Origin of the sequence: Enterobacter sp. Ap-1006 (assembly GCF_011752835.1) — a bacterium.
Taxonomy (GTDB): Bacteria; Pseudomonadota; Gammaproteobacteria; order Enterobacterales; family Enterobacteriaceae; genus Cedecea.
Window position 1 is genome coordinate 452,515 of record NZ_VWWU01000004.1, and the last position, 23,101, is coordinate 475,615.

Below are 23,101 nucleotides of genomic sequence, written 5' to 3' on the forward strand. Positions count from 1 at the left end.
AACGGGCGCGGCAGGACGCGCCACATTGCTTTACTGACCGGCTATCTTCATCTCCGGAAGTAAGACTGAACCACACTGAATGTTGCTACGTGTTTCTATATCGTTGCCAATAGTAACTATCTCGCGCCACATGTCTTTCAGGTTGCCGGCGATGGTGATTTCGCTCACCGGATACTGGATCTCGCCATTTTCAACCCAGAAGCCCGCCGCACCGCGAGAATAGTCGCCGGTAATGCCGCTCACGCCCTGCCCCATCAGCTCGGTGACCACCAGCCCGGTGCCCATCTGTTTCAGCATTTCCTCAAAGCCCAGGCCCTGGCCAGCAATGCGCCAGTTGTGGATCCCGCCCGCGTGACCGGTGCTTTTCAGCCCCAGCTTACGTGCGGAATAGTTGGTCAGCAGCCACTGCTGCAGCACGCCGTCCTTGATGATATCGCGGCGTTCAGTGCGCACACCTTCGCTGTCAAACGGCGTGGAAGCCAGGCCTTTCAGCAGGTGCGGATGCTCTTCAATGGTCATCCAGTCCGGCAAAATTTGCTTGCCGAGGGAATCCAGCAGGAAAGTTGATTTGCGGTATACCGCACCGCCCGCAATCGCGCCAACCAGGTGACCAAACAGCCCGGTCGCCACTTCATTAGCGAAAATCACCGGTGCTTTCATCGTAGAGAGTTTACGCGGAGACAGGCGAGACAGCGTACGGCGCGCGCAGTCGGCTCCTACCCACTCGGGTGATTTCAGGTCTTCCATCGCGCGACCGATGGTGTAGGCGTAATCGCGCTCCATATCACCGTTTTCTTCGGCAATGACGCAGCTCGAAAGGGAATGGCGGGTGGAACAGTAGCTCTGCAGCATACCGTGGCTGTTGCCGAATACTTTGATGCCGTAATGGCTGTTAAAGCTGCCGCCTTCGGTATTGGTGATACGTTTATCCACGTTCAGGGACGCGTTTTCCGCTCGCGCGGCAAGCTCAATGGCACGCTCCGGGTCAATTTCAGTTGGGTGGAAGAGATCCAGATCGGGTGCATCAAAGGCCAGCAGTTCTTTATCCGCCACGCCAGCATAAGGGTCAGGCGAGGTATAGCGAGCGATGTCCAGCGCGGCCTGTACGGTACGGGCAATGGCGTCCGGGCTCAGATCCGTGGACGAAGCGCTGCCTTTGCGGTTTTGGTGATAAACGGTGATGCCCAGCGCACCATCGCTGTTGAATTCGACGTTCTCCACCTCACCGTAGCGGGTGCTGACGCTGATACCGGTGGTTTTACTGACCGCCACTTCCGCGCCGTCTGACTTGCCCTTTGCCAGCTCCAGCGCCTGTGAAACCGCCTGCTCCAGAACCTGACGTTGTTGTGCTACTTGCGTGTTTACTTTCATCGCTACTGCCATAATGTAAGGTGAGTCGTTCAAGTCTAACAGGATCAGAACAATTTCGCAGTGCAGGCCCATTGCTGGTAATATCCGCGTCAACTTTTTAAGGAGCCTAATATGACCAAGCAGCCCGAAGACTGGCTCGACGACGTGCCCGATGATGAAAATGAAGACGAAGATGATGAAATTATCTGGGTCAGTAAAAGTGAGATTAAGCGCGACGCCGAAGAGCTAAAACGCCTGGGCGTTGAGCTGATGGAACTGGGCAAAAATGCCCTGGAAAAAATCCCGCTCGACGATGATTTACGTGCCGCTATTGAGCTGGCGCAGCGCATCAAGAAAGAAGGCCGCCGCCGCCAGGTGCAGCTGATCGGCAAGATGATGCGTTCCCGCGACATGGATCCAATCCGTCAGGCGCTCGACAAGCTGAAGAACCGCCACAACCAGCAGGTTTCGCTGTTCCACAAGCTGGAAGCCCTGCGCGACCGTCTGGTTGAAGAAGGCGATGACGCGATGAGCGAAGTCCTGAGACTTTATCCGCAGGCGGACCGCCAGCAGCTGCGCGTGTTGATCCGTAACGCGCAAAAAGAAAAAGCGGCCAATAAGCCGCCTAAGTCCTACCGTCAGATCTTCTCTTACCTTCGCGAACTCGCCGAAGAGCAGGAAAGCTAAGACGTTAGCGCTGGCCTGTTTTCTCCCCGGCCAGCGCCCAATTTCCTCTGACCTTTCTCAGGTCAAATTACTGCGTCGATACAGCGCCACGCCCACCGCCAGCACGGCGAGCATACCCGCACAGCTGCGGTTCACCCAGCGCATCACGTTGGCGGAGAATTTGCGCATCGCGTGGCGGCCACCCCAGGCGTAAATCGTCATCATGATGCAGTCAATAATCGCGCTGACCAGCGCCAGAATCATGTACTGCATCGCCACCGGCTCCTGCGGGCGGATGAACTGCGGTAAAAATGCCGAGAAGAACAGCAGCCCTTTGGGGTTGGATAAGCCGACCATCAGCGATCGCAGAAACGCCGTTTTGCCCGTGGCCACCGCAGCCGAAGCGCTCACGCTTAGCGCCTTAGCAGGTGCGCGCCACAGCACGTAAGCCAGATAGACCAGGTAAAGCGCGCCGCCCCATTTCACCACTGCAAACAGCTGTTCAGAAGCCTGCAACAACGCGCCCAGGCCGCAGCCCACCGCGCCAATCAGCAGCAGGTCCGCCAGCACCGCACCGAGAAAGCCGTAGCCCGCAATGCGCATCCCGTAGGTGGCTCCGTTATTGAGCGCTAAAAGCATCGACGGGCCTGGCGTCACCATGACCGCGCTAACGGCGATGACGTAAAGAAACAGCGTGGTGATATCCATCTATTCAGTCCTGGTAAAAAAATAGATTAGCGCCCGGCGGCTACTGCCTGCCGGGTACTTTTAAAACGTTTAGATTAAAACGGGCGTTCCATCACGACGCGGCAAAGATCGTCAAAAAAGCGGCCATACTGAGCGTCATCGATGGGCTGCGGATAACTCAACACTATCAGCTGATGATCGGGGATGTCCGCATGGTAAGTCGGATGGTGATGCACATAGTCGTTTTCGCAGAAGCCGAGGCTTTGGTAAAAACGCAGCCGCTTATGGGCGATCTCGGTGGTCAGCGGATCGATTTCGAGGATAGTTTGCGGGTAAAGCCGCAAAAACTGGCTCAGCATTCGCTTGCCGTAGCCCTGCGCACGCAGCTGGCCGTTCACGGCGAGGTGCTCAATATAGGCATAATCACCAAAATCCCACGCGCCGATCATGCCGACAAACTGCTCGCCGTCGAACCAGGCCTGCAGGCTGTAATTCGGGTGAGAAAGTGCGCTAATTTTTGCGGCAGGCTGGCGTTTCTCATGCCGCGGAAAGGCGCTTTCATACAGCTCGTCCACGCATTCAAAATACGGGGAGCTGCGGTCGGTAATTCGTTTTATCGTTAGCATGAGTGCAGTTTATCAAATGTATACACTTTACGAACGCCATTTCGGGTAGCTTATTCACATTGCGCTAATGCCCTACGTTCCCCTTTGACTTAACCCGTCCAGATAGAGGTTCTCTGCTTTGATGCCAGATATCGATGCCCAACGACGCGCTCTTAAGCTTGCCTGTAAAACCGAGCTGAGAGGATTTAAAGAAATGACACCTGCGGAGCAATTCCAGGAGATGGCCGACTGGGCCAGGGAAAATGAAGTCGCCCATGACAGCTACGGCGTGGGGGATTTTATCGCGGGTTTTGAGAGCAAAATCGCTCAGCTACTGGGTAAACCAGCGGCAATATTTATTCCTACCGGAGTGATGGCGCAGCTGATAGCGGTCATTATCTGGAGCGAACGTAACCGCCTGCCTCGCTTTGGCGCGCACGCGACATCGCACCTGCTGATTCATGAACAGCAAACTTTTCAGGCCCTGGTGAAGATGCATGGTGTCGTCGTAGGTCATAAACTACGGCCTATCCTTGCCAGTGATTTTACCGCCATAGCGGAGCCTTTAAGCTGCCTTGTAGTTGAACTTCCCGCGCGTGAGATTGGCGGGCAACTCCCAGAGTGGGACGAGCTGGAAGCCCTGAAAGCCGCAGCCGCAGAAGCTGGCACGCCGCTGCATATGGACGGGGCTCGCCTCTGGGAGAGCCGGGCGTATTACCAGCGCACCTGGGCTGAAATTGCTGAGGGTTTTTCTTCAGTCTATGTTTCCGTCTACAAGGGCCTCGGGGGTATTTCAGGTTCGTTACTCGCTGGCGATGAAGACTTTATCCGCCAGGCTCGCGTCTGGCTCAGACGATTAGGCGGTAACGTGGTGACGCAAAGTCCCGCGGTGGTTTCCACGGCAATGCGCTTAGAAAAACGGCTGGCCATCCTTGAGAGCTGCTATCAGCGCACCCTCAGTCTCGCCGCCAGCCTGGAGGCCGTGCCGGGCATTCGTATCCTGCCCCGCAGACCTCAGGTCAACATGCTGCATGTTTATTTCGATGCGGATAAAGAAACATTACTCAGCGCCAGGGATGAAATAGCCAGGCAGGAGGGATACTGGCTGTTCAATGCGCTGGAAGAGGCCGAAGTACCGGGCTGGTGTAAAACGGAATGGTATGTAGGCGACAACATGCTGCCGATAGGCAACGAGACCGTTTTAAACTTGTTCCACCAACTGATGGCTAAAGCGAGCCGCTAACCGTTCGCCAGCAGATAAAAAAATGGCCCCGCATAGGGGCCATTTTTCTTCGGGCGTTAAGCGCGGTCCACCGTAAAGGCTAAGACCTCGGCGAGGCTTTCAGCCCCCAGCGCCAGCATAATCAGGCGGTCAACGCCCAGCGCTACGCCGGAGCTGTCCGGCATGCCGGCTTCCAGCGCCGCCAGCAGGTTCATGTCCACCGGCTGCTGCGGCAGGCCAAGCGCCGCGCGTTTGCGGTTATCCTGCTCGAAACGCTGCTGCTGTTCGCGGGCGTCGGTCAGCTCATGGAAGCCATTCGCCAGCTCGATACCTTTGAAGTAAACCTCAAAGCGCTCCGCCACGCGGTGATCTTCGGTGCTGATCTGCGCCAGAGAGGCCTGGCTTGCCGGGAAGTGATACACGAAGGTCGGTTTGTCTTTACCAATCTGTGGCTCGACGCCCATCGCGAACAACAGCTGCAACAGCGTGTCCCGGTCTTCTTCTTTGTCGGCGATGTTGCTTAGGTCGAGCTTCGCCGCCGCTTCACGCAGCTGCGCTTTGTCCGCTGACAGCGGGTCGATATCCAGATGGCGCTGGAAGGCCTGCTGGTAAGACAAACTTTCTGCGGCGCCGCATTCCAGCACCTGCTGCAGGAGATCGTCCACCTCATTCATCAGGCGGTACATGTCGTAATGCGGGCGATACCACTCCAGCATGGTGAATTCCGGGTTGTGGTGGCGCCCCATCTCTTCATTACGGAAACTGCGACACAGCTGGAACACCGGGCCACAGCCCGCCGCCAGCAGGCGTTTCATGTGGTATTCCGGGCTGGTCATCAGGTACAAATTCATGCCCTGAGAGTGGCCAGGGCCGACGAAACGGGTTTCAAACGGCACCAGATGAATATCGGTTACCGTCGCCTGGCTCATGCAGGGTGTTTCCACCTCCAGAACGCCTCGGTCGGCGAAGAAGCGCCGAATCTCCGCCATAATGGCGGCGCGTTTTAACAAATTGGGGATGGATGCGCTCGGCTGCCAGGTGGCCGTTTCGCTCATGAGAAAGTCTCCGTATTTATGCAAGGCCGAGAAGTCTACCCGCATCACAGAAAGGAGACAAATTTTGTGCAGAGAATTTTGTTCTGAGCGTTTTATGGCCCGCGTTACGCAAACTTTTTCTCGTGCTCAAGCAGCCATTTTTTCCGTGCAATGCCGCCACCGTATCCCGTCATAGTCCCGTTTTTACCGATGATTCTGTGGCACGGAATGACGATGGCAACCCGGTTCGCGCCGTTGGCTCCGGCCACCGCACGCACGGCATCTGGATTCTCCATTTTTATCGCCAGCGCCTGATAGTGAGAGGTTGCCCCATAAGGTACGGTATCGAGCTGCTGCCAGACTTTTTGCTGAAACGCGCTGCCCGGTGTATGCAGTGCAAGAGTGAACTGCTGCCTTTTTCCAGCAAAGTATTCCCCGATCTCTTTTTCCGCCTGCCGCGTATGATCATTTTCCCCGGCGATGATACGGGCATTGAGCCGCGACTGCAGATCGTCAAATTCCCGCTCCAGCGCACGTCGGTCAACAAATTCCAGCAGGCAGACGCCCATCTCGGTGGCGCACACAAACATCGGCCCGATGGGTGTGGTAAAACGGTGAATAACGATGATATCTGCCGCCCGACTGGGGGCATCGCCAGTGAGCTTTTTGCAGGTATAGCCAAACCCACTCAGCGAGTCGTAGCCGCTGCTAAACGCCGCATCCGTCGCACTTTTCCCACGCCTGAGCTCCTGCAACGCCACATTCACACGCAGCATTCTCTGCCAGGCCTGAAAAGTCATCCCGTGGTGTTGCACAAACCAGCGCCGGAGACGTTCAGGGCTGATGTTGTGCTCACGCAGCTCACCATCGCTGACCCGGTTCTCACTGCTCGCCCTGAAAAGGGCAATCGCCTGCTCGACTATGGGCGGCGCAGAGAAGGCGTTTTCAGTGGGGCGGCAGATCTTGCAGGGACGAAAGCCCGCGTGAAGCGCGGATTTGAAGTCGTCATAAAACTCAACGTTACCCCGCTTAGGCTTACGGGCGCGACAGTTGGAAATGCAGAACACGCCGGTGGTTTTCACGCCCACGAAAAAAACGCCGACATGCTCGGAAGAGCGCGCCACCAGCGCCTCGTACCAGGTATTGCACTGCTCGATATCAAGGATTTTCATTGGCAAAGATCTCGTCAAATGCGCCCCGTTGGCGGAGGCTAAACAACAGATGCTGTAACTTACGGTTCAGCGCGGCGTGCACGAAATTCCCCATTGAAATACGTTTCACCCCCAGCGTCGCCAGTTGTTCAAAATCGGGCAGACCCGGCATGCACATCACATTCAGCGGCAGATCAACTGCGCCGGCAATCGCCTGAATATCTTCAGGTGAGGTCACGCAGGGCACAAAGAAGCCGTCAGCCCCCGCCTGTTGATATAGCCTGCCGCGGGCGATCGTTTGATTCAGCGCATCCAACTCACCAAGCAAGAAGCCATCGGTTCTGGCATTGATAAAGAGCGGCGTTTTCGCGGCATCCAGCCCTGCTTTGATCGCGCTCAGGCGGGCTGCAAAGTGTCTGGCATCCAGTAAACGACGCGCTCCCTGTTCAACTTTGCTGTCTTCAAGGTTAATGCCGACAACGCCCAGCTGTGCCAGCTGACTGGCCTGGCTCACAACCGTTTCGGTGTCTGCCCCATACCCGGCTTCCATATCGACGGAAAGCGGCAAGCTGACGCGCTCACGTATGCGGGCCACCAGAGCAAGAAGTACAGAAAATGGCAGCGCTTCGCCATCCTTGTAGCCCAACATATCGGCGATTGCCGCGCTTGAGGTGCCCAGCGCCTGATAACCCGCGTCCTGTGCCGCCTGAGCGCTGCTGACATCCCAAACGTTAGCCAGCAGCAATGGCGTGCTCTGATAATGCATCTGACTGAAGCTCATTTTTATCCCCTGCTTTTATAGAATGTAAAAGATTCTGAGCTCCAGCCGGGGAGGCAACAACCGAAAAACAGACGACTATTTTTCGCCGCTTTTTGTTCGCATTACACCATTTAAACATTCATTTTTGTGACGCAATTCATTAAGAGCGGTAATTAATCGACCTGTAGAACAGCAAAAAAATCGAACAAATCAAATTTCCCTAAAATCCCTCCGGTTATACTTTCCCTACCTAAAAAGGAGCAGGGATACACCTTTCGCAGCCACCGCCTTTCAGGCAGTGAATACCCTTTGGTCGTATAGCTTTGCGAATTACTAAAATCTGGAGGAATGTCGTGCAAACCTTTCAAGCCGATCTCGCCATTATAGGCGCCGGCGGAGCAGGCCTACGAGCAGCCATTGCGGCGGCCCAGGCTAATCCACAGGCAAAAATCGCTCTGATTTCCAAAGTCTACCCGATGCGCAGCCACACGGTTGCTGCCGAAGGGGGTTCCGCAGCCGTCGCGCAGGATCACGACAGCTTCGACTACCATTTTCACGACACCGTTGCCGGAGGCGACTGGCTGTGTGAGCAGGATGTGGTTGACTACTTCGTTCACCATTGCCCTACCGAAATGACCCAGCTTGAGCAGTGGGGCTGCCCGTGGAGCCGCCGCCCGGACGGCAGCGTCAACGTCAGGCGCTTCGGCGGGATGAAGATCGAACGGACCTGGTTCGCCGCCGACAAAACCGGCTTCCATATGCTCCACACACTCTTCCAGACCTCCCTTCAGTTCCCGCAAATTCAACGCTTCGATGAACATTTCGTGCTCGATATTCTGGTTGATGACGGCCAGGCGCGCGGCGTCGTCGCTATGAATATGATGGAAGGCGAGCTGGTGCAGATCCGCGCCAATGCGGTGGTGATGGCCACCGGCGGCGCAGGGCGCGTCTATCGCTACAATACCAACGGCGGCATCGTCACCGGGGACGGCATGGGCATGGCGCTGAGCCACGGCGTGCCGCTGCGCGACATGGAGTTTGTGCAATACCATCCAACCGGGCTGCCGGGTTCCGGCATCCTGATGACCGAAGGCTGCCGCGGTGAAGGCGGCATTCTGGTGAACAAAAACGGCTATCGCTACCTGCAGAATTACGGCATGGGGCCGGAAACCCCGCTCGGCGAGCCGAAGAACAAATACATGGAACTCGGCCCGCGCGACAAAGTGTCTCAGGCCTTCTGGCACGAATGGCGCAAAGGCAACACGATCTCCACCCCACGCGGCGACGTGGTGTACCTCGACCTGCGCCACCTCGGCGAGAAAAAACTGCTCGAGCGCCTGCCGTTCATCTGCGAACTGGCCAAAGCCTACGTGGGCGTTGACCCGGTCAAAGAGCCGATCCCGGTTCGCCCAACGGCGCACTACACCATGGGCGGCATCGAGACCGATACCCAATGCGAAACCCGCATCAAAGGGCTGTTCGCAGTGGGCGAATGTTCCTCCGTTGGCCTGCACGGTGCCAACCGTCTGGGCTCTAACTCGCTGGCAGAACTGGTGGTCTTTGGCCGCCTGGCGGGCGAGCAGGCAATGGAGCGCGCCGCACAAGCGCAACCGGCGAACGATGCTGCACTGAACGCCCAGGCCGCCGATGCTGAAGGCCGCCTGAAGCAGCTAGTCAACCAGGAAGGCAACGAAAACTGGTCAAAAATCCGCGACGAAATGGGGCTTTCTATGGAGGAAGGCTGCGGGATTTACCGTACCCCGGAATTGATGCAGAAAACCGTAGACAAGCTGGCAGAGCTACAGGAGCGCTTCAAGCGCGTGCGCATCACCGATACCTCCAGCGTCTTCAATACCGACCTGCTGTACACCATTGAGCTGGGCCACGGCCTGAACGTTGCCGAATGTATGGCGCACTCCGCCCTTGCACGTAAAGAATCCCGCGGCGCCCACCAGCGTCTGGATGAAGGCTGCACCGAACGCGATGACGTCAACTTCCTGAAGCACACTCTGGCCTTCCGCGACGCCGACGGCACAACTCGCCTCGACTACAGCGATGTGAAGATCACCACGCTGCCGCCAGCAAAACGCGTATACGGCGCTGAAGCGGAAGATGCTGAGAAGAAAAAGGAGAAGGCAAATGGCTGAGATGCAAACCCTGAAGATTGAGATTGTGCGCTACAACCCGGAAACGGACAGCCAGCCGCATAGCGCAATCTACGAGGTGCCGTTTGACGAGCAAACCTCGCTGCTGGACGGGCTAGGTTATATCAAAGATAACCTCGCACCGGACCTCAGCTACCGCTGGTCATGCCGCATGGCGATTTGTGGCTCCTGCGGCATGATGGTCAACAAAGTGCCGAAGCTGGCCTGTAAAACGTTCCTGCGCGAATACACCAACGGCATCAAGATCGAAGCGCTGGCAAACTTCCCGATTGAGCGCGATTTGGTGGTCGACATGACCCACTTTATCGAAAGCCTGGAGTCGATTAAGCCTTATATCATCGGCAACCCGCGCACGCCGGATCAGGGGCCAAACACGCAGACGCCCGCGCAGATGGCGAAATACCATCAGTTCTCCGGCTGCATCAACTGTGGGCTGTGCTATGCCGCCTGCCCGCAGTTTGGCCTGAACCCTGAGTTTATCGGCCCGGCGGCGATTACCCTCGCCCATCGTTACAACCTGGACAGCCGTGACCACGGCAAGAAACAGCGTATGCCGCAGCTCAACGGGCAAAACGGCGTGTGGAGCTGCACCTTTGTTGGCTACTGCTCCGAAGTTTGTCCAAAACACGTCGATCCGGCCGCGGCCATCCAGCAGGGCAAAGTCGAAAGTTCGAAAGACTTTTTGATTGCCACCCTGAAACCACGCTAAGGAGTGCACCATGACCACGAAACGTAAGCCTTATGTCCGTCCCATGGCGCCAACCTGGTGGCGGCAGCTGGGCTTCTACCGTTTTTATATGCTGCGTGAAGGCACCTCGGTTCCGACAGTCTGGTTCAGCATCGTGCTGATTTATGGCCTCTTCTCGCTGAAACACGGCGTAGAGGGCTGGGCGGGCTTTGTCGGTTTCCTGCAAAACCCGGTGGTTGTCATCCTCAACCTCATTACGCTTGCCGCCGCCGTGCTGCACACCAAAACCTGGTTTGAGCTGGCACCAAAGGCCGCTAACGTCATCGTTAAGGGCGAGAAAATGGGGCCGGAGCCGGTCATCAAGGGATTGTGGGTTGTCACTGCACTGGTGACTGTCGTTGTGCTGCTTGTAGCACTGTTCTGGTAAGGAGGCTGAGGTGATTAACCAAAATCCAAAACGTTCCGACGAGCCGGTATTCTGGGGCCTGTTTGGCGCAGGTGGCATGTGGGGGGCGATTTTCGCGCCGGTTATCGTGCTGCTGGTTGGTATTATGCTGCCGCTCGGCCTGTTCCCCGGCGATGCGCTGAGCTTTGACCGCGTTTATGCCTTCGCCCACAGCTGGATTGGCCGCCTGTTCCTGCTGCTGATGATTGTGCTGCCGCTGTGGTGTGGCCTGCACCGTATCCACCATGCAATGCACGACCTGAAGATCCACGTTCCGGCCGGAAAATGGGTGTTCTACGGCCTGGCCGCTATTCTGACGGTGGTGACCATTATTGGCCTGCTGACGCTCTAAGTACTCAGCACACACCAAGGCTCGCCATCGCGCGGGCCTTTTTTTATTCCATGGCCAGCGCCTTCACCCGCTTTCTGTATTCCCCAGGCGAACAGCCAAACTCCCGCATAAAAGCCTTATGGAATGACGATTCGCTGGCGTAGCCCACGGCATCAGCGATAGTGATAATCGAACTTGCTTCACGCGAGAGTTGCTGTGCGGCAATTTGCAGCCTGATGCGGGTCAGCACTGCCAGCGGGGTGGTGCCGCTCACCTCGCGGAACAGCAACGCAAAACTGGCGCGAGACATATGCACTTGTTCAGCCAGCGAGGCGACGGTCCACGGCGTATGCGGTGCGTTCAGCATACTTTGGATTGCCACGCCCAGTCGTGGATGCAGCAGCAGGTTCAACTGACTTTTATCCTGAATATTCACCCGTAGCCACTGCCGCAAGCCCAGGGCAATCATCGTGGCACATTGCTGGCTACATACCGCCGCCATACCAGGCTGTGGCACTTCCGCTTCCTGTTGCAGCAGCGCAACGGCCGCCAGCAGCCATGTATGTTCGGGGCTGTCTTGTTCGGGCACCATCAGCAGGGCCTCCGGTAGCGCCGTCAAAAAATGACGGGAAGCCGAAGATAAATGCAGGCTCCCACAAACGATCCAGGTCTCTTCCTGCCCCTTCTGCCGCAGTCGGTGCGCAGAGTTTTGCGTCAGCACAACCACCTGCCCAGGCTGTAGCGTCAGCTTTTCGCCGGCAGGCAGCTCCAGCCATGCGGCCCCTTGCGTAACGGTGTGCCAGCGAATGGTCGCCAGCGATCCCGCCGCATGGGGCAGGCTCCAGCCCGAACTGAGCAGGCAATTTTTATCAATCGAACCCTGCGGGGCGCTGAACGCCATCAACTGGCTGAGAGGATCCATCGCTCACTCCAAAAAATCAGACGATAAGACAGGATTTAAAGATACCTGAAGACATCACATTGACGCCATGCATACACAATGATTGCCATTAACTTAACGGCTGGCTCACTGACGGAGAACCTCCATGCAGACCTATCAGGCAATCATTATTGGTTTTGGTAAAGCAGGTAAAACCCTGGCGGCAACCCTGGCAAAACAAAACTGGAAAGTCGCCATTATCGAGCAATCCGCCGAAATGTACGGCGGTACCTGCATTAACATTGGCTGCATTCCCACCAAAGCGCTGGTCCACGATGCAGAACAGCATCAGGACTTTACGACAGCCATCGCACGTAAGTCTTCAATTGTCAGTTTCCTGCGGGACAAGAATTACCACTTGCTGGCCGACCTGAATAATGTGGACGTTATCAACGGCCACGCAGAGTTTATCGACCGGCATACTGTTCGCGTGATGCAGAACGGTGAAACTATTGAACTGCAGGGGGAGAAAATCTTTATCAACACCGGTGCGCAGTCCGTTTTGCCGCCGATTGACGGGCTGACGGCTACGCCTGGGGTATATGACAGCACCGGGCTGCTTAATCTGAACACGCTCCCAACGCACCTCGGTATTTTGGGCGGCGGCTACATCGGGGTTGAGTTTGCCTCAATGTTTATCGGTTTCGGCAGCAAGGTCACCATTTTCGAAGCCGCCGCTGATTTTTTGCCGCGTGAGGACCGTGACGTAGCCGCAGCGGTCGCCAACTTACTTCAGCAGCAGGGCGTGGAGCTGATCCTAAACGCTAAAGTTCAGCACGTTGAATCCCATGACAACAGGGTGCATTTGCAGACGAACGATAGCGTCTACACGGTTGACGCGCTGCTTGTTGCCTCAGGGCGAAAACCCGCTACAGATACCCTGAACCTGAAAAACGCCGGGGTTGATGTCGATGCTCGTGGGGCCATCGTGGTGAATAAATACCTGCGTACCTCTGCAGACAACATCTGGGCAATGGGGGATGTAACCGGCGGGCTACAGTTTACCTATATCTCGCTCGATGACTTCCGTATCGTGCGTGACAGCCTGTTGGGCGAAGGTAAACGCCATACCGGGGACAGAAAAAATGTGCCTTATTCCGTGTTTATGACCCCCCCGCTGTCTCGCATTGGCATGACTGAAGAACAAGCCCAGGCCAGCGGTAAACCCATTCAGATCGTTACGCTTCCCGTGGCGGCAATTCCAAGGGCTCGAGTCATGGGCGACACTCGCGGCTTGCTCAAAGCTATCGTGGATACCTCAACGCAGGAGATCCTCGGCGCATCGCTGCTGTGCCCTGACTCCCATGAGATCATTAACCTGATTAAAACCGTCATGGATGCCGGGCTGCCCTACACCACGCTACGCGACCAAGTTTTCACGCACCCTACCATGAGCGAAGCGCTTAATGACCTGTTTGCGCTGGTAAAATAACCCGTCCAGGTTCTCGCAATCAGGCCCTACGCTTTCTCACACTCTCCGGCTAACCAGCCGGAGAAGTCTCGCATGGCGGGCGTTTCCGTCCTGGACTGGAGCTTTGTCAGCCAATAGCTGCCCAGACTGATTTCAGCCTCAAACGGGCGAACAATCCGCTCGCTGTTCAGCAAGTGGGTAAACATATTCACCGGGGCAAGGGCAACACCCGCGCCAGCCTGTGCGGCTTCAAGCATAGTTACCGAAGAATCAAAAACCATCACCAGATGCGTTGGCGACGGTGGCGCCTCGCCCACCGCCTGCAGCCATGCCGCCCATTCGTCACGCCGGTAGGAACGCAGAAGCGTATGATTCAGCACGTCCTGCGGGCGCTGGAGTTCAGCAGCCAGCGCAGGAGAACAAAGCGGTGACAGCGGGGCATCACACAGATAAATCGCGTCTGTTCCGTGCCAGGCTCCGCTACCAAATCGCACCGTATAGTCCAACCCCTCCGCCGCCGGGTCCACCCGGTTGTTGTGCGTCGAAAGCTGAAGATCGATATGCGGATAGCGACGCCGAAACGCCTCAAGCCGCGGCAGCAGAAAGCCTGTTGCAAAAGTGCCCACCACACCTAGCTTAAGTTTTTCTCTCGCTTGCGCGCCGGAAAACCGATCCAGTACCCCGGCAATGCGGTCAAAGGAATCGTTTAGCACAGGTAACAGATTTTCACCTTCCGTGGTCAACATCAATCCACGAGAAACGCGCACAAACAGCTGGCAACGCAGATGTTCTTCCAGGGCTTTCACCTGCTGGCTGATGGCAGAATGAGTGACATTCAGCTCGATGGCAGCATGGGTAAAGCTAAGATGCCTGGCTGCGGCTTCAAAAGCGCGCAGGGAGTTTAGCGGGATATAGCTGCGGGTCATGACATTACCTGTTAGAAAATCTTAAACCTAATGCCAAATTTAATCGTTTGTCATCGGGTGTCAAATCCAACAAACTTGCCTCGTCTGACGGGCCCGGACTGCTATCATCTCTCTAAGGAAGGTTATCCATTATGAAAAAAACCCTTTGCCTGACGCTGCTGCTTGCCGCCTCATGCTCCAGCTTTGCGGCACAAAAAGAACTGACTGCACCGCAGATTGAAAAGCTGGTGAACCGCACCGTTGCCCCGCTAATGAAAGAGCAGGCGATCCCCGGCATGGCGGTGGCCGTTATCTACAAAGGCTACCCGCTGTATTTCACCTGGGGAAAAGCCGATGTGCAGCGCAACGTACCGGTAACGCAGCAAACGTTATTTGAACTGGGCTCGGTCAGTAAAACCTTTACCGGCGTGCTGGGTGGTGATGCTTTGGCTCGCGGCGAAGTTAGCCTTAGCGATCCGGCGCAAAAATACTGGCCTGAGCTGAACGGTAACCAGTGGAAAGGGATCACCCTGCTGCAGCTTGCCACCTATACCGCCGGTGGCCTGCCGCTGCAGGTGCCGGACGAGGTGACCAACAGCGATGCCCTGCTGAAGTTTTACCAGAACTGGCAGCCGAAGTGGGCACCTGGCACGCAGCGCCTCTACGCCAACGCAAGTATTGGACTATTCGGAGCCTTGATGGTGAAACCGTCAGGCATGAGCTTTGAACAGGCGATGTTAAAACGCGTCTTTGAGCCACTGAATCTTCAACACACCTGGATTAACGTGCCGGCGACGGAAGACAGCCACTACGCCTGGGGCTACCGGGACGGCAAAGCCGTGCGCGTCTCGCCGGGCATGCTGGATGCAGAAGCCTACGGCGTGAAATCCAGCATCGAAGATATGGCCCATTGGGTGCAGGCGAACATGGCCCCCGATCGTCTGGGAGACAAAATGTTAGCTCAGGGTATGCAGCTCGCGCAGTCACGTTACTGGCGCGTGGGTAGCATGTATCAGGGGCTTGGCTGGGAAATGCTGAACTGGCCGGTGAAGGGGAAAACGATTATTGATGGCAGTGACAACAAGATCGCCCTTGCGCCGCACCCGGCAACGCTGATTGAGCCTCCAGCACCTGCGGTGAAAGCCTCATGGGTACATAAAACCGGGTCGACCGGCGGCTTTGGTAGCTACGTGGCCTTTATCCCAGAAAAACAGCTGGGTATCGTGATGCTGGCCAACAAAAGCTACCCGAACACCGAGCGAGTAAAAGCCGCTTACGCCATTCTTGAAGCACTGCAATAAAAATGACCACGGCCTGTTGAACACAGGCCGTATTATTTCCGGCTTCGCTCACACTTTATTTCCTGTCGCCATCTACACTTAGCTAAAAAAACCTCGGAAGGAATCTGCTATGCGCATTTGGCCCGCTGTCACCGCGCTTGCGGTCGCATTATTCGTTGTCTCCTGTAGCTCACCAACTCCTCCCCCCAGCGTCACGGTCGTGCAAAACTTCGAGGCAAAACGCTTTATCGGCACCTGGTATGAAATTGCGCGAATGGACCACAGCTTTGAAAGCGGCCTGAATCAGGTCACGGCCACCTACAGTTTTATGGATGACGGCGGCCTGCGCGTGATAAACCGGGGATTCAACCCGGACAGGCAGATGTGGCAGCAGGCAGAAGGGAAGGCTTATTTCACCGGAGACCCGAGCGTCGCTGCGCTGAAAGTCTCCTTTTTTGGCCCGTTTTACGGCGGCTATAACGTGATTGCGCTGGATAAAGACTATCGCCATGCGCTGGTATGCGGGCCTGACCTCAGCTATCTCTGGATCCTGTCCCGCACACCAACCATCAGCCACGACCTCAAGCAACAGCTATTGGCTATCGCCGCTCGCCAGGGCTTTGCGGTGGATAAATTGATTTGGGTGAAACAACCAGGCAGTTAATGCGTGGAAAGTTTCAAGCCAATGATCCCGACCACAATCAGAGCCAGGCTAGCCAGACGCATCGGGTTAGCCGACTCTCCCAGCAGCAGAATGCCGGTAATCGCCGCGCCGACGGCACCGATCCCGGTCCACACCGCGTAGGCCGTGCCGGTGGGCAGGGTTTTCATCGCCCAGGCGAGCAAAGCCATGCTGACAACCATCGCAACGATGGTGATAACGCTAGGCAACAGGCGGCTAAAGCCGTGGGTATATTTCAGTCCTACCGCCCAAACAACTTCCAGTAATCCGGCAATTAACAATACGATCCAGGCCATAACAGCTCCAGTAGAGATGGGGCCGTCCCCGGTGTGAGATGCGCTTGCGGGTCGTCCCGTAAGGCTTAGGTGAGAAGCTGATTTTAGCACTCAAACGGCTGCCTGAAAATCCGTATCCAAATGCTACGCAATGAAATAATCGTTTCACTCGCCGGGCCTTGCTAAGCCTGGAATTGACAGCGAATTCGCGCGTATTTCCGTGATTCATTTTGGCAAATTTATTCATATGATAAAACGTGGTTTGCCAGCCTGCAAACGCCGCAGTAATGATTAACGTGAAGCGTGAAAATGTATAAAATATTATTGGTTGATAGGTGTTACTTCAGCCGTCAGGGACTGACGCACTTGCTCAATCAGAAAAATAATCTGGCTACGGCAGTGAGTATTTCAGAGACAGACAGTTTACTTCTCGCCCGGGAAAAAATTATTAAATGGCAGCCGAATATGGTGATCGCCGACTTCAACAGTTTCTCAACCGCATTGCATAATATCCAACAGCTTTCGACTATTTATTCTGCCTGTGGCGATACGACGCGCCTGCTGCTGCTGCAAAGCGGGCAACACCCCACCATTGCCGAGTACTGCGCGGCGCAAGGCACTAACGATATTTGGGATAAGTCAGTATCATTGTCGGCATTAACGGCATTGATTCAGCAGACTATTGCGACCCGCCCGCCATTTCGTGAAGTGAAACGACATATTACGCCATTACTGACCTTACGCGAAGAGAGAATATTAAAACTCTGGAAGGAAGAGGCGAATAACGAATATATTGCCAGAGTGATGGAAATAAGCGTAAAAACGGTTTACACCTATAAGCGAAACATTCGATTAAAGCTGGGAGCCGACAATAGATTATCGCTTTTTTTAAATATTCCGGAAGCTGTTTTAGAATAACGGTACGGCACTAGCACCGTACCGAACAGTATTATTCCTGCGCTTTTGTTGCCGCACCAGAAATAGCCTTACCGCCGCTTTGAATATCCTCGCCCACGCCGCGGGTGGTGTTACAGGCGGTCAACAAGGATGAAAGAACGACGAGAGAGAAAAACGCAGCAATGGTTTTCTTAATCATGAGCTTTTCCTTATAACTATGTTGTTTGTGTATAGCTTGTTAAGCATAGCTAAAAAAATGAACAATGAAGGAAAAGCGAGGCGATTTCGGATAACTGGCAGGGACTATTTATTGGCTACGCGCTCAATGGCGCCGCCGAGATGTTGCAAGTCTTCGCCAAACCCACGCGTGGTATTACAACCCGACAGCGCAGCGGCCAGCAGCGAGATAAAAAGAATCTGTTTCAACAAACGGTTCATCTTCCCTGCCCTGACAAAGCGGCGGCGCGAGCCTGAGGCACCGCGCCGCGAACCTTCACGAGAATTACTTCACGCGAGAAACGTATTCACCAGAGCGGGTGTCAACTTTGATGACTTCGCCGATCTGAACGAACAGCGGAACTTTAACCACAGCGCCGGTGCTCAGGGTTGCTGGCTTGCCGCCGGTCCCTGCAGTGTCACCTTTCAGACCTGGATCGGTTTCAACGATTTCCAGCTCAACAAAGTTCGGTGGGGTAACGGAGATTGGCTGGCCGTTCCACAGGGTCACGATGCACTCAGCCTGGTCCAGCAGCCATTTAGCGTTTTCGCCAACGGCTTTTTCGTCTGCAGCCAGCTGCTCGAAGGTTTGGTTGTTCATGAAGTGATAGAACTCACCGTCGTTGTACAGGTAAGTCAGGTTCATATCGACAACGTCAGCGCCTTCTGCAGAGTCAGTAGACTTGAAGGTTTTCTCAACGCGGGTACCGGTCAGCAGACGACGCAGCTTAACGCGCGCGAATGCCTGGCCCTTGCCCGGTTTTACGAATTCGCTGGCTTCAACCGCGTACGGTTCGCCATCCATCATGATTTTAAGACCGGCACGGAAATCGTTGCTAGAATAAGTCGCCATAAGGCCCTCTGAATTTGTTAACTGGTAGCTTAGCCAAAAAAATGGCACACATTGTAACCCTAAATCCCCCTCACAGAGAAGATTGGTTAACGCAACTTGCCGATGTTATAACCGATCCTGATGAACTGCTGCACATTTTAAATGTAGCTGACGATGAAGAACTGCTTGCCGGGCGTGAAGCAAGGCGTCTTTTTGCCCTGCGCGTCCCTCGCGCTTTCGTCGCGCGCATGGAAAAAGGTAACCCCAACGACCCGCTACTGCGTCAGGTTTTGACGGCAAAACAGGAGTTCGTTGCCGCGCCCGGTTTCACCACCGATCCGCTGGAAGAGCAACACAGCGTTGTCCCAGGGCTGCTGCATAAGTACCGCAACCGCGCCTTGCTGCTGGTGAAAGGTGGCTGCGCCGTAAACTGCCGCTACTGTTTCCGCCGCCACTTCCCGTATGCCGACAACCAGGGCAACAAACGCAACTGGCAAACGGCGCTGGCGTATATAAGCGAACATCCTGAGCTGGACGAAATTATTTTCTCCGGCGGCGATCCGCTGATGGCCAAAGATCATGAACTGGACTGGCTGATGAGCGAGCTGGAGGCCATTCCTCATATCAAACGCCTGCGCATTCACAGCCGCCTGCCGATTGTCATCCCGGCGCGTATTACCGATGGGCTGGCAGCAAGAATCGCCCGCTCATCGCTTCAGGTGCTGCTGGTTAATCATATTAACCACGCCCAGGAAATTGGCGACGATTTCCGCTCGGCGATGGCAAAGCTACGGCTGGCGGGCGTCACGCTGCTGAATCAAAGCGTGTTACTGCGCGGCGTGAACGACAACGCACAAACCCTGGCCGACCTTAGCAATGCGTTGTTTAATGCGGGCGTGATGCCGTATTACCTGCACGTGCTCGACAGAGTGCAAGGTGCGGCGCACTTTATGGTAGAAGACGAAGAGGCCCGGGCGATTATGCGTGAGCTGCTGACGCTGGTTTCTGGCTATATGGTGCCGAAGCTGGCGAGAGAAATAGGCGGAGAGCCAAGTAAGACGCCGCTGGATTTGCAGCTACGGCAAAAGTGAGAGCTTAGCGCCCTCACCTTAACCCTCTCCCCCGGGAGAGGGAACCGCTTAGTGCTGCCTTCGACTGTAGAAAAAGCCCCACGACTTTATCCCTTACCAGTGACAGGGAACCGCAAGTCCTTCCTCGAGCTCTATCAGCAAAAGCACGTCCGTTTTTCTCCCTCTCCCTGAAGGAGAGGGCCGGGGTGAAGGTAATACTTACCGAATCAGTTCGGGCACTTATAAACCTGACCCGTCATTTGGCTGGCCGTTGGCGCAAAGCTCGAGAGCAGCGTCTGGGTTGGGCTGCTCACGCCGTACAGCACGTTGCCGCCCATTTCGGCCGCATTGTTACGCAGTGCGTTTGCCGCGCCGCGCATAGACCCGCCTTCATCGCCGTGCTGGCCAGACAGCCAGTTGCTCTGTTCCCCGGTCGCGGTGCCTAATAGACGGCATTCGCTTCCTGGTTTGTCTTCAACAAAACGAACGCTCTGGCCGCTGGAGCTAAGCTGATTGCCCGTGCTACATCCTGCCAGCAGCAGCGCTGCCACAACCACTCCTGATGAGACTTTCATGCGCATGTTATTCCCCGTAATCAAGGTATTGAGCCGTTATTGCCCGGTAAGCACTTATACCAGAGTGTGAACAAAAGAAAAAACCCCCAGACATTTCTGACTGAGGGTTTCTTTAACACAAGGTGCTAAGGCGAATTACATCATGCCGCCCATGCCACCCATGCCGCCCATACCACCAGCAGCGCCTAAGTCAGGAGCATCGCCTTTAGGCAGGTCGGTGACCATGCACTCGGTAGTGATCATCAGGCCCGCAACGGAAGCCGCGTACTGCAGAGCAGAACGGGTAACTTTGGTTGGGTCCAGGATACCGAAATCGATCATGTTGCCGTATTCTTCGGTCGCGGCGTTGTAACCGTAGTTACCTTCGCCCGCTTTCACCGCGTTGGTGACAACGGATGGCTCTTCACCGGCGTTAGAAACGATCTGACGCAGAGGAGCTTCCATCGCGCGCAGCGCAACTTTGATACCCACGTTCTGGTCTTCGTTCTGAGCGGTCAGGCCAGCCAGTTTAGCGGCAACGCGAACCAGCGCTACACCACCACCAGCAACCACGCCTTCTTCAACCGCAGCACGGGTAGCGTGCAGGGCATCGTCGACGCGAGCTTTTTTCTCTTTCATTTCAACTTCGGTAGCAGCACCGACTTTGATTACCGCTACGCCGCCTGCCAGTTTCGCTACGCGCTCCTGCAGTTTTTCGCGGTCATAGTCAGAAGTTGCTTCTTCGATCTGCTTACGGATCTGACCAACGCGGCCCTGAATAGCGGCTTCTTCACCCACGCCATCGATGATGGTGGTGGTGTCTTTGTTGATCACAACGCGTTTAGCCTGGCCGAGGTCTTCCAGGGTCGCTTTTTCCAGCTCCATACCGATCTCTTCAGAGATAACGGTACCGCCGGTCAGGGTAGCGATGTCCTGCAGCATAGCTTTACGGCGGTCACCGAAGCCAGGTGCTTTAACCGCAGCCACTTTCACGATGCCACGCATGGTGTTAACCACCAGGGTAGCCAGCGCTTCGCCTTCAACATCTTCAGCGATGATAACCAGCGGTTTGCCTGCTTTCGCAACGGCTTCCAGCACTGGCAGCATTTCACGGATGTTGGAGATTTTTTTGTCAGCCAGCAGGATGAACGGGCTTTCCAGCTCAACAGCGCCAGTTTCTGGCTTGTTGATGAAGTATGGGGACAGGTAGCCGCGGTCGAACTGCATACCTTCAACCACGTCCAGTTCGTCTTCCAGACCGGTACCGTCTTCAACGGTGATCACGCCTTCTTTACCGACTTTATCCATCGCTTCAGCGATCAGTTTACCTACGGTTTCATCGGAGTTAGCGGAGATAGTACCAACCTGAGCAATCGCTTTAGAGTCAGAGCACGGCACGGACAGCGCTTTCAGCTCTTCAACAGCAGCAACAACGGCTTTGTCGATACCGCGTTTCAGGTCCATTGGGTTCATGCCCGCAGCAACGGCTTTCAGACCTTCGGTGATGATAGCCTGAGCCAGTACGGTTGCGGTGGTGGTACCGTCGCCTGCAGCGTCGTTCGCTTTAGAGGCAACTTCTTTCACCATCTGTGCGCCCATGTTTTCGAACTTGTCTTCCAGCTCGATCTCACGCGCTACGGAAACGCCATCTTTGGTGATGGTCGGTGCACCGAAAGATTTATCCAGAACCACGTTACGGCCTTTAGGACCGAGGGTAACTTTCACTGCATCTGCCAGTACGTTAACGCCGCGCAGCATTTTTACACGAGCGTCGTTACCGAATTTTACGTCTTTAGCTGCCATTTCTTCTATTCCTCAAATTCGTTCAGGTTCGTGCGTCAAATTACGCTTCAACAATTGCCAGGATGTCGCTTTCGGACATGATCAGCACTTCTTCGTTGTCGATTTTCTCGGACTTCACGCCGTAGCCATCGTTGAAGATAACGATGTCACCCACTTTCACGTCCAGCGGCTGCACGCTACCGTTTTCCAGGATGCGGCCTTTACCGACAGCGATGATCTCGCCACGAGTTGATTTGCCTGCTGCGGAGCCAGTCAGAACGATGCCGCCCGCAGATTTGGACTCAACTTCTTTACGCTTGACGATGACACGATCATGTAATGGACGAATGCTCATTGATAGCTCTCCTTTGAGAAAGTCAGTATCAGATAGTTAGGTAACGCCGTCCCACAGGGGTAATCGGCTGGTGACCTGATTAATGGGGATGCGCTTTCCCCCCTTCAAGGGGGGAAAACAAAAAAAACTAAAATTTAACGATCATCCCGGTGCTGGTCGTCGAGGCGCTTTGGCGCGTCGTCTTTACGCTGGAACTCACCGTCGAATGTATTGCCCCCTTCACCACCGGCGCTAAAACCGCCGCCAGGCATGCGGGAGAAGCGCAAATGCGGCATCAGCTTGAGCGTGAGGTGCTTTTGCACCGGCGGCAGCAGCAGCAACAGACCGAGGAAGTCGGTAAAAAAGCCCGGCAACAGCAGCAAAATACCGGCCATGATCAGCGAGACGCTTTTGATCATTTCCGCCGCAGGGCTTTCGCCTGCCGCCATCTTCTGCTGCATCAGCATCAGGTTTTTAAAGCCCTGGTTACGCACCAGAGAAAGGCCAATCACCGAAGTGAAAATGACCAGAATCAGGGTCATAAAGACCCCCAAAACGTGTGCCACCTGTATGAACAGCGAAATTTCGATGTAAACATAAAGGAAAACGGCAATAAACGGGATCCAGCGCACTATACGCTCCTGTCATCGGGCGAGCCCGTTAATGGTCTCGCGAAAAATAGATTAGCAATTACGCGTAGGAGGGAGATGGCGACGCTGTAGACAAAGATCAATGTTTCTTGCGTGAATTTTTTCTGGAAATTTTCAACTGTTGACCTATATCACATATTAATAATTGTTATGCGTGGCGGCTTTTAAT

Annotated in this window: 27 protein-coding genes; 11 read left to right on the forward strand and 16 right to left on the reverse strand. The window is 55.2% G+C overall.

What is annotated here, in order from left to right:
* Window positions 1-30: 30 nt before the first annotated feature.
* Window positions 31-1,383 (reverse strand): metalloprotease PmbA, encoded by a 1,353-nt coding sequence (pmbA, locus tag F3J28_RS15020; RefSeq protein ID WP_166877671.1) that lies wholly within the window; start codon window positions 1,381-1,383, stop codon window positions 31-33.
* 99 nt (window positions 1,384-1,482) lie between these two features.
* Between pmbA and yjgA the strand changes: the two genes are divergently transcribed.
* Window positions 1,483-2,037, forward strand: a complete 555-nt coding sequence (gene yjgA / locus F3J28_RS15025) for a ribosome biogenesis factor YjgA (RefSeq protein WP_008453724.1) — start codon at window positions 1,483-1,485, stop codon at window positions 2,035-2,037.
* Window positions 2,038-2,094: 57 nt separating this feature from the next.
* Here yjgA and F3J28_RS15030 read toward each other — a convergent pair whose 3' ends face one another.
* Together F3J28_RS15030 and F3J28_RS15035 are read right to left on the reverse strand one after the other, a co-directional pair.
* Window positions 2,095-2,724 carry a LysE family translocator gene (locus F3J28_RS15030; RefSeq protein WP_008453726.1) on the reverse strand — a complete coding sequence of 210 codons (630 nt, stop codon included), beginning with the start codon at window positions 2,722-2,724 and terminating at the stop codon, window positions 2,095-2,097.
* 74 nt (window positions 2,725-2,798) lie between these two features.
* Entirely contained in the window at window positions 2,799-3,329 is a 531-nt protein-coding gene (locus tag F3J28_RS15035; RefSeq protein WP_166877388.1) for a GNAT family N-acetyltransferase, read from the reverse strand.
* Between the two features lie 193 nt (window positions 3,330-3,522).
* Between F3J28_RS15035 and F3J28_RS15040 the strand changes: the two genes are divergently transcribed.
* Window positions 3,523-4,551 (forward strand): threonine aldolase family protein, encoded by a 1,029-nt coding sequence (locus tag F3J28_RS15040; RefSeq protein WP_166877391.1) that lies wholly within the window; start codon window positions 3,523-3,525, stop codon window positions 4,549-4,551.
* Window positions 4,552-4,607: 56 nt separating this feature from the next.
* Here F3J28_RS15040 and epmA read toward each other — a convergent pair whose 3' ends face one another.
* The 3 genes from epmA to F3J28_RS15055 form a co-directional block, all read right to left on the reverse strand.
* Window positions 4,608-5,585 (reverse strand): elongation factor P--(R)-beta-lysine ligase, encoded by a 978-nt coding sequence (epmA, locus tag F3J28_RS15045; RefSeq protein ID WP_045781084.1) that lies wholly within the window; start codon window positions 5,583-5,585, stop codon window positions 4,608-4,610.
* 104 nt (window positions 5,586-5,689) lie between these two features.
* The gene (locus F3J28_RS15050) at window positions 5,690-6,736 is read right to left on the reverse strand and encodes a bifunctional transcriptional activator/DNA repair enzyme AdaA (protein WP_166877394.1); all 1,047 of its coding nucleotides are present in this window, start codon (window positions 6,734-6,736) and stop codon (window positions 5,690-5,692) included.
* Entirely contained in the window at window positions 6,723-7,496 is a 774-nt protein-coding gene (locus tag F3J28_RS15055; protein ID WP_166877397.1) for an isocitrate lyase/PEP mutase family protein, read from the reverse strand. Before F3J28_RS15055 ends, F3J28_RS15050 begins: the two co-directional genes overlap by 14 nt.
* A gap of 332 nt (window positions 7,497-7,828) precedes the next feature.
* Between F3J28_RS15055 and frdA the strand changes: the two genes are divergently transcribed.
* Genes frdA through frdD form a run of 4 tightly spaced genes read left to right on the forward strand, consistent with a single transcriptional unit; the run spans window position 7,829 to window position 11,125 of the window.
* Window positions 7,829-9,622, forward strand: coding sequence for a fumarate reductase (quinol) flavoprotein subunit (gene frdA / locus F3J28_RS15060; protein WP_166877400.1), 1,794 nt, complete (start codon window positions 7,829-7,831; stop codon window positions 9,620-9,622).
* Window positions 9,615-10,349, forward strand: coding sequence for a succinate dehydrogenase/fumarate reductase iron-sulfur subunit (locus F3J28_RS15065; RefSeq protein WP_166877403.1), 735 nt, complete (start codon window positions 9,615-9,617; stop codon window positions 10,347-10,349). Before frdA ends, F3J28_RS15065 begins: the two co-directional genes overlap by 8 nt.
* Before the next feature lie 10 nt (window positions 10,350-10,359).
* Window positions 10,360-10,755 carry a fumarate reductase subunit FrdC gene (gene frdC, locus F3J28_RS15070; protein ID WP_008453742.1) on the forward strand — a complete coding sequence of 132 codons (396 nt, stop codon included), beginning with the start codon at window positions 10,360-10,362 and terminating at the stop codon, window positions 10,753-10,755.
* A 10-nt stretch (window positions 10,756-10,765) separates the two neighbouring features.
* Entirely contained in the window at window positions 10,766-11,125 is a 360-nt protein-coding gene (gene frdD / locus F3J28_RS15075; protein ID WP_008453743.1) for a fumarate reductase subunit FrdD, read from the forward strand.
* A gap of 43 nt (window positions 11,126-11,168) precedes the next feature.
* Here frdD and rclR read toward each other — a convergent pair whose 3' ends face one another.
* Window positions 11,169-12,026, reverse strand: a complete 858-nt coding sequence (rclR, locus tag F3J28_RS15080) for a reactive chlorine-specific transcriptional regulator RclR (RefSeq protein ID WP_166877406.1) — start codon at window positions 12,024-12,026, stop codon at window positions 11,169-11,171.
* 124 nt (window positions 12,027-12,150) lie between these two features.
* Here rclR and rclA point away from each other — a divergent pair, with 124 nt between their 5' ends.
* Window positions 12,151-13,476 (forward strand): reactive chlorine resistance oxidoreductase RclA, encoded by a 1,326-nt coding sequence (gene rclA / locus F3J28_RS15085; RefSeq protein ID WP_166877408.1) that lies wholly within the window; start codon window positions 12,151-12,153, stop codon window positions 13,474-13,476.
* A 26-nt stretch (window positions 13,477-13,502) separates the two neighbouring features.
* Here rclA and ampR read toward each other — a convergent pair whose 3' ends face one another.
* Window positions 13,503-14,381 (reverse strand): LysR family transcriptional regulator AmpR, encoded by an 879-nt coding sequence (gene ampR, locus F3J28_RS15090; RefSeq protein ID WP_166877411.1) that lies wholly within the window; start codon window positions 14,379-14,381, stop codon window positions 13,503-13,505.
* A gap of 128 nt (window positions 14,382-14,509) precedes the next feature.
* Between ampR and ampC the strand changes: the two genes are divergently transcribed.
* Both ampC and blc read left to right on the forward strand, forming a co-directional pair.
* A complete protein-coding gene (gene ampC, locus F3J28_RS15095) occupies window positions 14,510-15,661 on the forward strand; it encodes a CMY2/MIR/ACT/EC family class C beta-lactamase (protein ID WP_166877673.1) in 1,152 nt (383 codons plus the stop codon).
* A gap of 109 nt (window positions 15,662-15,770) precedes the next feature.
* A complete protein-coding gene (gene blc / locus F3J28_RS15100; protein WP_008453753.1) occupies window positions 15,771-16,304 on the forward strand; it encodes an outer membrane lipoprotein Blc in 534 nt (177 codons plus the stop codon).
* Here blc and sugE read toward each other — a convergent pair.
* Window positions 16,301-16,618: a quaternary ammonium compound efflux SMR transporter SugE gene (sugE, locus tag F3J28_RS15105; protein ID WP_166877413.1), complete on the reverse strand. Its 318-nt coding sequence runs from the start codon at window positions 16,616-16,618 to the stop codon at window positions 16,301-16,303. The two genes, blc and sugE, sit on opposite strands and share 4 nt — an antisense overlap.
* A gap of 288 nt (window positions 16,619-16,906) precedes the next feature.
* Here sugE and F3J28_RS15110 point away from each other — a divergent pair, with 288 nt between their 5' ends.
* Window positions 16,907-17,515: a LuxR C-terminal-related transcriptional regulator gene (locus F3J28_RS15110; RefSeq protein WP_008453758.1), complete on the forward strand. Its 609-nt coding sequence runs from the start codon at window positions 16,907-16,909 to the stop codon at window positions 17,513-17,515.
* Window positions 17,516-17,546: 31 nt separating this feature from the next.
* Here the strand turns inward: F3J28_RS15110 and ecnB are convergent, their stop codons facing one another.
* The 3 genes from ecnB to efp all read right to left on the reverse strand — a co-directional run bounded on the left by ecnB (window position 17,547) and on the right by efp (window position 18,563).
* The gene (gene ecnB / locus F3J28_RS15115) at window positions 17,547-17,693 is read right to left on the reverse strand and encodes a lipoprotein toxin entericidin B (RefSeq protein WP_008453759.1); all 147 of its coding nucleotides are present in this window, start codon (window positions 17,691-17,693) and stop codon (window positions 17,547-17,549) included.
* A gap of 104 nt (window positions 17,694-17,797) precedes the next feature.
* The gene (locus F3J28_RS15120) at window positions 17,798-17,932 is read right to left on the reverse strand and encodes an entericidin A/B family lipoprotein (protein ID WP_039289517.1); all 135 of its coding nucleotides are present in this window, start codon (window positions 17,930-17,932) and stop codon (window positions 17,798-17,800) included.
* A 64-nt stretch (window positions 17,933-17,996) separates the two neighbouring features.
* On the reverse strand, window positions 17,997-18,563 hold the full coding sequence (gene efp / locus F3J28_RS15125) for an elongation factor P (protein ID WP_008453764.1): 567 nt from the start codon (window positions 18,561-18,563) through the stop codon (window positions 17,997-17,999).
* Between the two features lie 41 nt (window positions 18,564-18,604).
* Between efp and epmB the strand changes: the two genes are divergently transcribed.
* On the forward strand, window positions 18,605-19,633 hold the full coding sequence (gene epmB / locus F3J28_RS15130) for an EF-P beta-lysylation protein EpmB (RefSeq protein ID WP_166877414.1): 1,029 nt from the start codon (window positions 18,605-18,607) through the stop codon (window positions 19,631-19,633).
* Window positions 19,634-19,839: 206 nt separating this feature from the next.
* Here the strand turns inward: epmB and F3J28_RS15135 are convergent, their stop codons facing one another.
* The 4 genes from F3J28_RS15135 to F3J28_RS15150 form a co-directional block, all read right to left on the reverse strand.
* Window positions 19,840-20,193, reverse strand: coding sequence for a DUF4156 domain-containing protein (locus tag F3J28_RS15135; protein ID WP_166877417.1), 354 nt, complete (start codon window positions 20,191-20,193; stop codon window positions 19,840-19,842).
* Window positions 20,194-20,322: 129 nt separating this feature from the next.
* Window positions 20,323-21,969, reverse strand: a complete 1,647-nt coding sequence (gene groL / locus F3J28_RS15140; RefSeq protein WP_008453770.1) for a chaperonin GroEL — start codon at window positions 21,967-21,969, stop codon at window positions 20,323-20,325.
* A 40-nt stretch (window positions 21,970-22,009) separates the two neighbouring features.
* The gene (locus tag F3J28_RS15145) at window positions 22,010-22,303 is read right to left on the reverse strand and encodes a co-chaperone GroES (protein ID WP_008453772.1); all 294 of its coding nucleotides are present in this window, start codon (window positions 22,301-22,303) and stop codon (window positions 22,010-22,012) included.
* Window positions 22,304-22,437: 134 nt separating this feature from the next.
* Window positions 22,438-22,914 carry an FxsA family protein gene (locus F3J28_RS15150; RefSeq protein WP_166877420.1) on the reverse strand — a complete coding sequence of 159 codons (477 nt, stop codon included), beginning with the start codon at window positions 22,912-22,914 and terminating at the stop codon, window positions 22,438-22,440.
* Window positions 22,915-23,101 lie beyond the last annotated feature (187 nt).

Excerpts from the sequence above, each read along its gene's own strand:
- pmbA (WP_166877671.1), bottom strand. The coding sequence starts at position 1,383 with ATGGCAGTAGCGATGAAAGTAAACACGCAAGTAGCACAACAACGTCAG.
- yjgA (WP_008453724.1), top strand. The coding sequence starts at position 1,483 with ATGACCAAGCAGCCCGAAGACTGGCTCGACGACGTGCCCGATGATGAA.
- F3J28_RS15030 (WP_008453726.1), bottom strand. The coding sequence starts at position 2,724 with ATGGATATCACCACGCTGTTTCTTTACGTCATCGCCGTTAGCGCGGTC.
- F3J28_RS15035 (WP_166877388.1), bottom strand. The coding sequence starts at position 3,329 with ATGCTAACGATAAAACGAATTACCGACCGCAGCTCCCCGTATTTTGAA.
- F3J28_RS15040 (WP_166877391.1), top strand. The coding sequence starts at position 3,523 with ATGACACCTGCGGAGCAATTCCAGGAGATGGCCGACTGGGCCAGGGAA.
- epmA (WP_045781084.1), bottom strand. The coding sequence starts at position 5,585 with ATGAGCGAAACGGCCACCTGGCAGCCGAGCGCATCCATCCCCAATTTG.
- F3J28_RS15050 (WP_166877394.1), bottom strand. The coding sequence starts at position 6,736 with ATGAAAATCCTTGATATCGAGCAGTGCAATACCTGGTACGAGGCGCTG.
- F3J28_RS15055 (WP_166877397.1), bottom strand. The coding sequence starts at position 7,496 with ATGAGCTTCAGTCAGATGCATTATCAGAGCACGCCATTGCTGCTGGCT.
- F3J28_RS15065 (WP_166877403.1), top strand. The coding sequence starts at position 9,615 with ATGGCTGAGATGCAAACCCTGAAGATTGAGATTGTGCGCTACAACCCG.
- frdC (WP_008453742.1), top strand. The coding sequence starts at position 10,360 with ATGACCACGAAACGTAAGCCTTATGTCCGTCCCATGGCGCCAACCTGG.
- rclR (WP_166877406.1), bottom strand. The coding sequence starts at position 12,026 with ATGGATCCTCTCAGCCAGTTGATGGCGTTCAGCGCCCCGCAGGGTTCG.
- rclA (WP_166877408.1), top strand. The coding sequence starts at position 12,151 with ATGCAGACCTATCAGGCAATCATTATTGGTTTTGGTAAAGCAGGTAAA.
- ampR (WP_166877411.1), bottom strand. The coding sequence starts at position 14,381 with ATGACCCGCAGCTATATCCCGCTAAACTCCCTGCGCGCTTTTGAAGCC.
- blc (WP_008453753.1), top strand. The coding sequence starts at position 15,771 with ATGCGCATTTGGCCCGCTGTCACCGCGCTTGCGGTCGCATTATTCGTT.
- sugE (WP_166877413.1), bottom strand. The coding sequence starts at position 16,618 with ATGGCCTGGATCGTATTGTTAATTGCCGGATTACTGGAAGTTGTTTGG.
- F3J28_RS15110 (WP_008453758.1), top strand. The coding sequence starts at position 16,907 with ATGTATAAAATATTATTGGTTGATAGGTGTTACTTCAGCCGTCAGGGA.
- ecnB (WP_008453759.1), bottom strand. The coding sequence starts at position 17,693 with ATGATTAAGAAAACCATTGCTGCGTTTTTCTCTCTCGTCGTTCTTTCA.
- F3J28_RS15120 (WP_039289517.1), bottom strand. The coding sequence starts at position 17,932 with ATGAACCGTTTGTTGAAACAGATTCTTTTTATCTCGCTGCTGGCCGCT.
- efp (WP_008453764.1), bottom strand. The coding sequence starts at position 18,563 with ATGGCGACTTATTCTAGCAACGATTTCCGTGCCGGTCTTAAAATCATG.
- epmB (WP_166877414.1), top strand. The coding sequence starts at position 18,605 with ATGGCACACATTGTAACCCTAAATCCCCCTCACAGAGAAGATTGGTTA.
- F3J28_RS15135 (WP_166877417.1), bottom strand. The coding sequence starts at position 20,193 with ATGCGCATGAAAGTCTCATCAGGAGTGGTTGTGGCAGCGCTGCTGCTG.
- groL (WP_008453770.1), bottom strand. The coding sequence starts at position 21,969 with ATGGCAGCTAAAGACGTAAAATTCGGTAACGACGCTCGTGTAAAAATG.
- F3J28_RS15145 (WP_008453772.1), bottom strand. The coding sequence starts at position 22,303 with ATGAGCATTCGTCCATTACATGATCGTGTCATCGTCAAGCGTAAAGAA.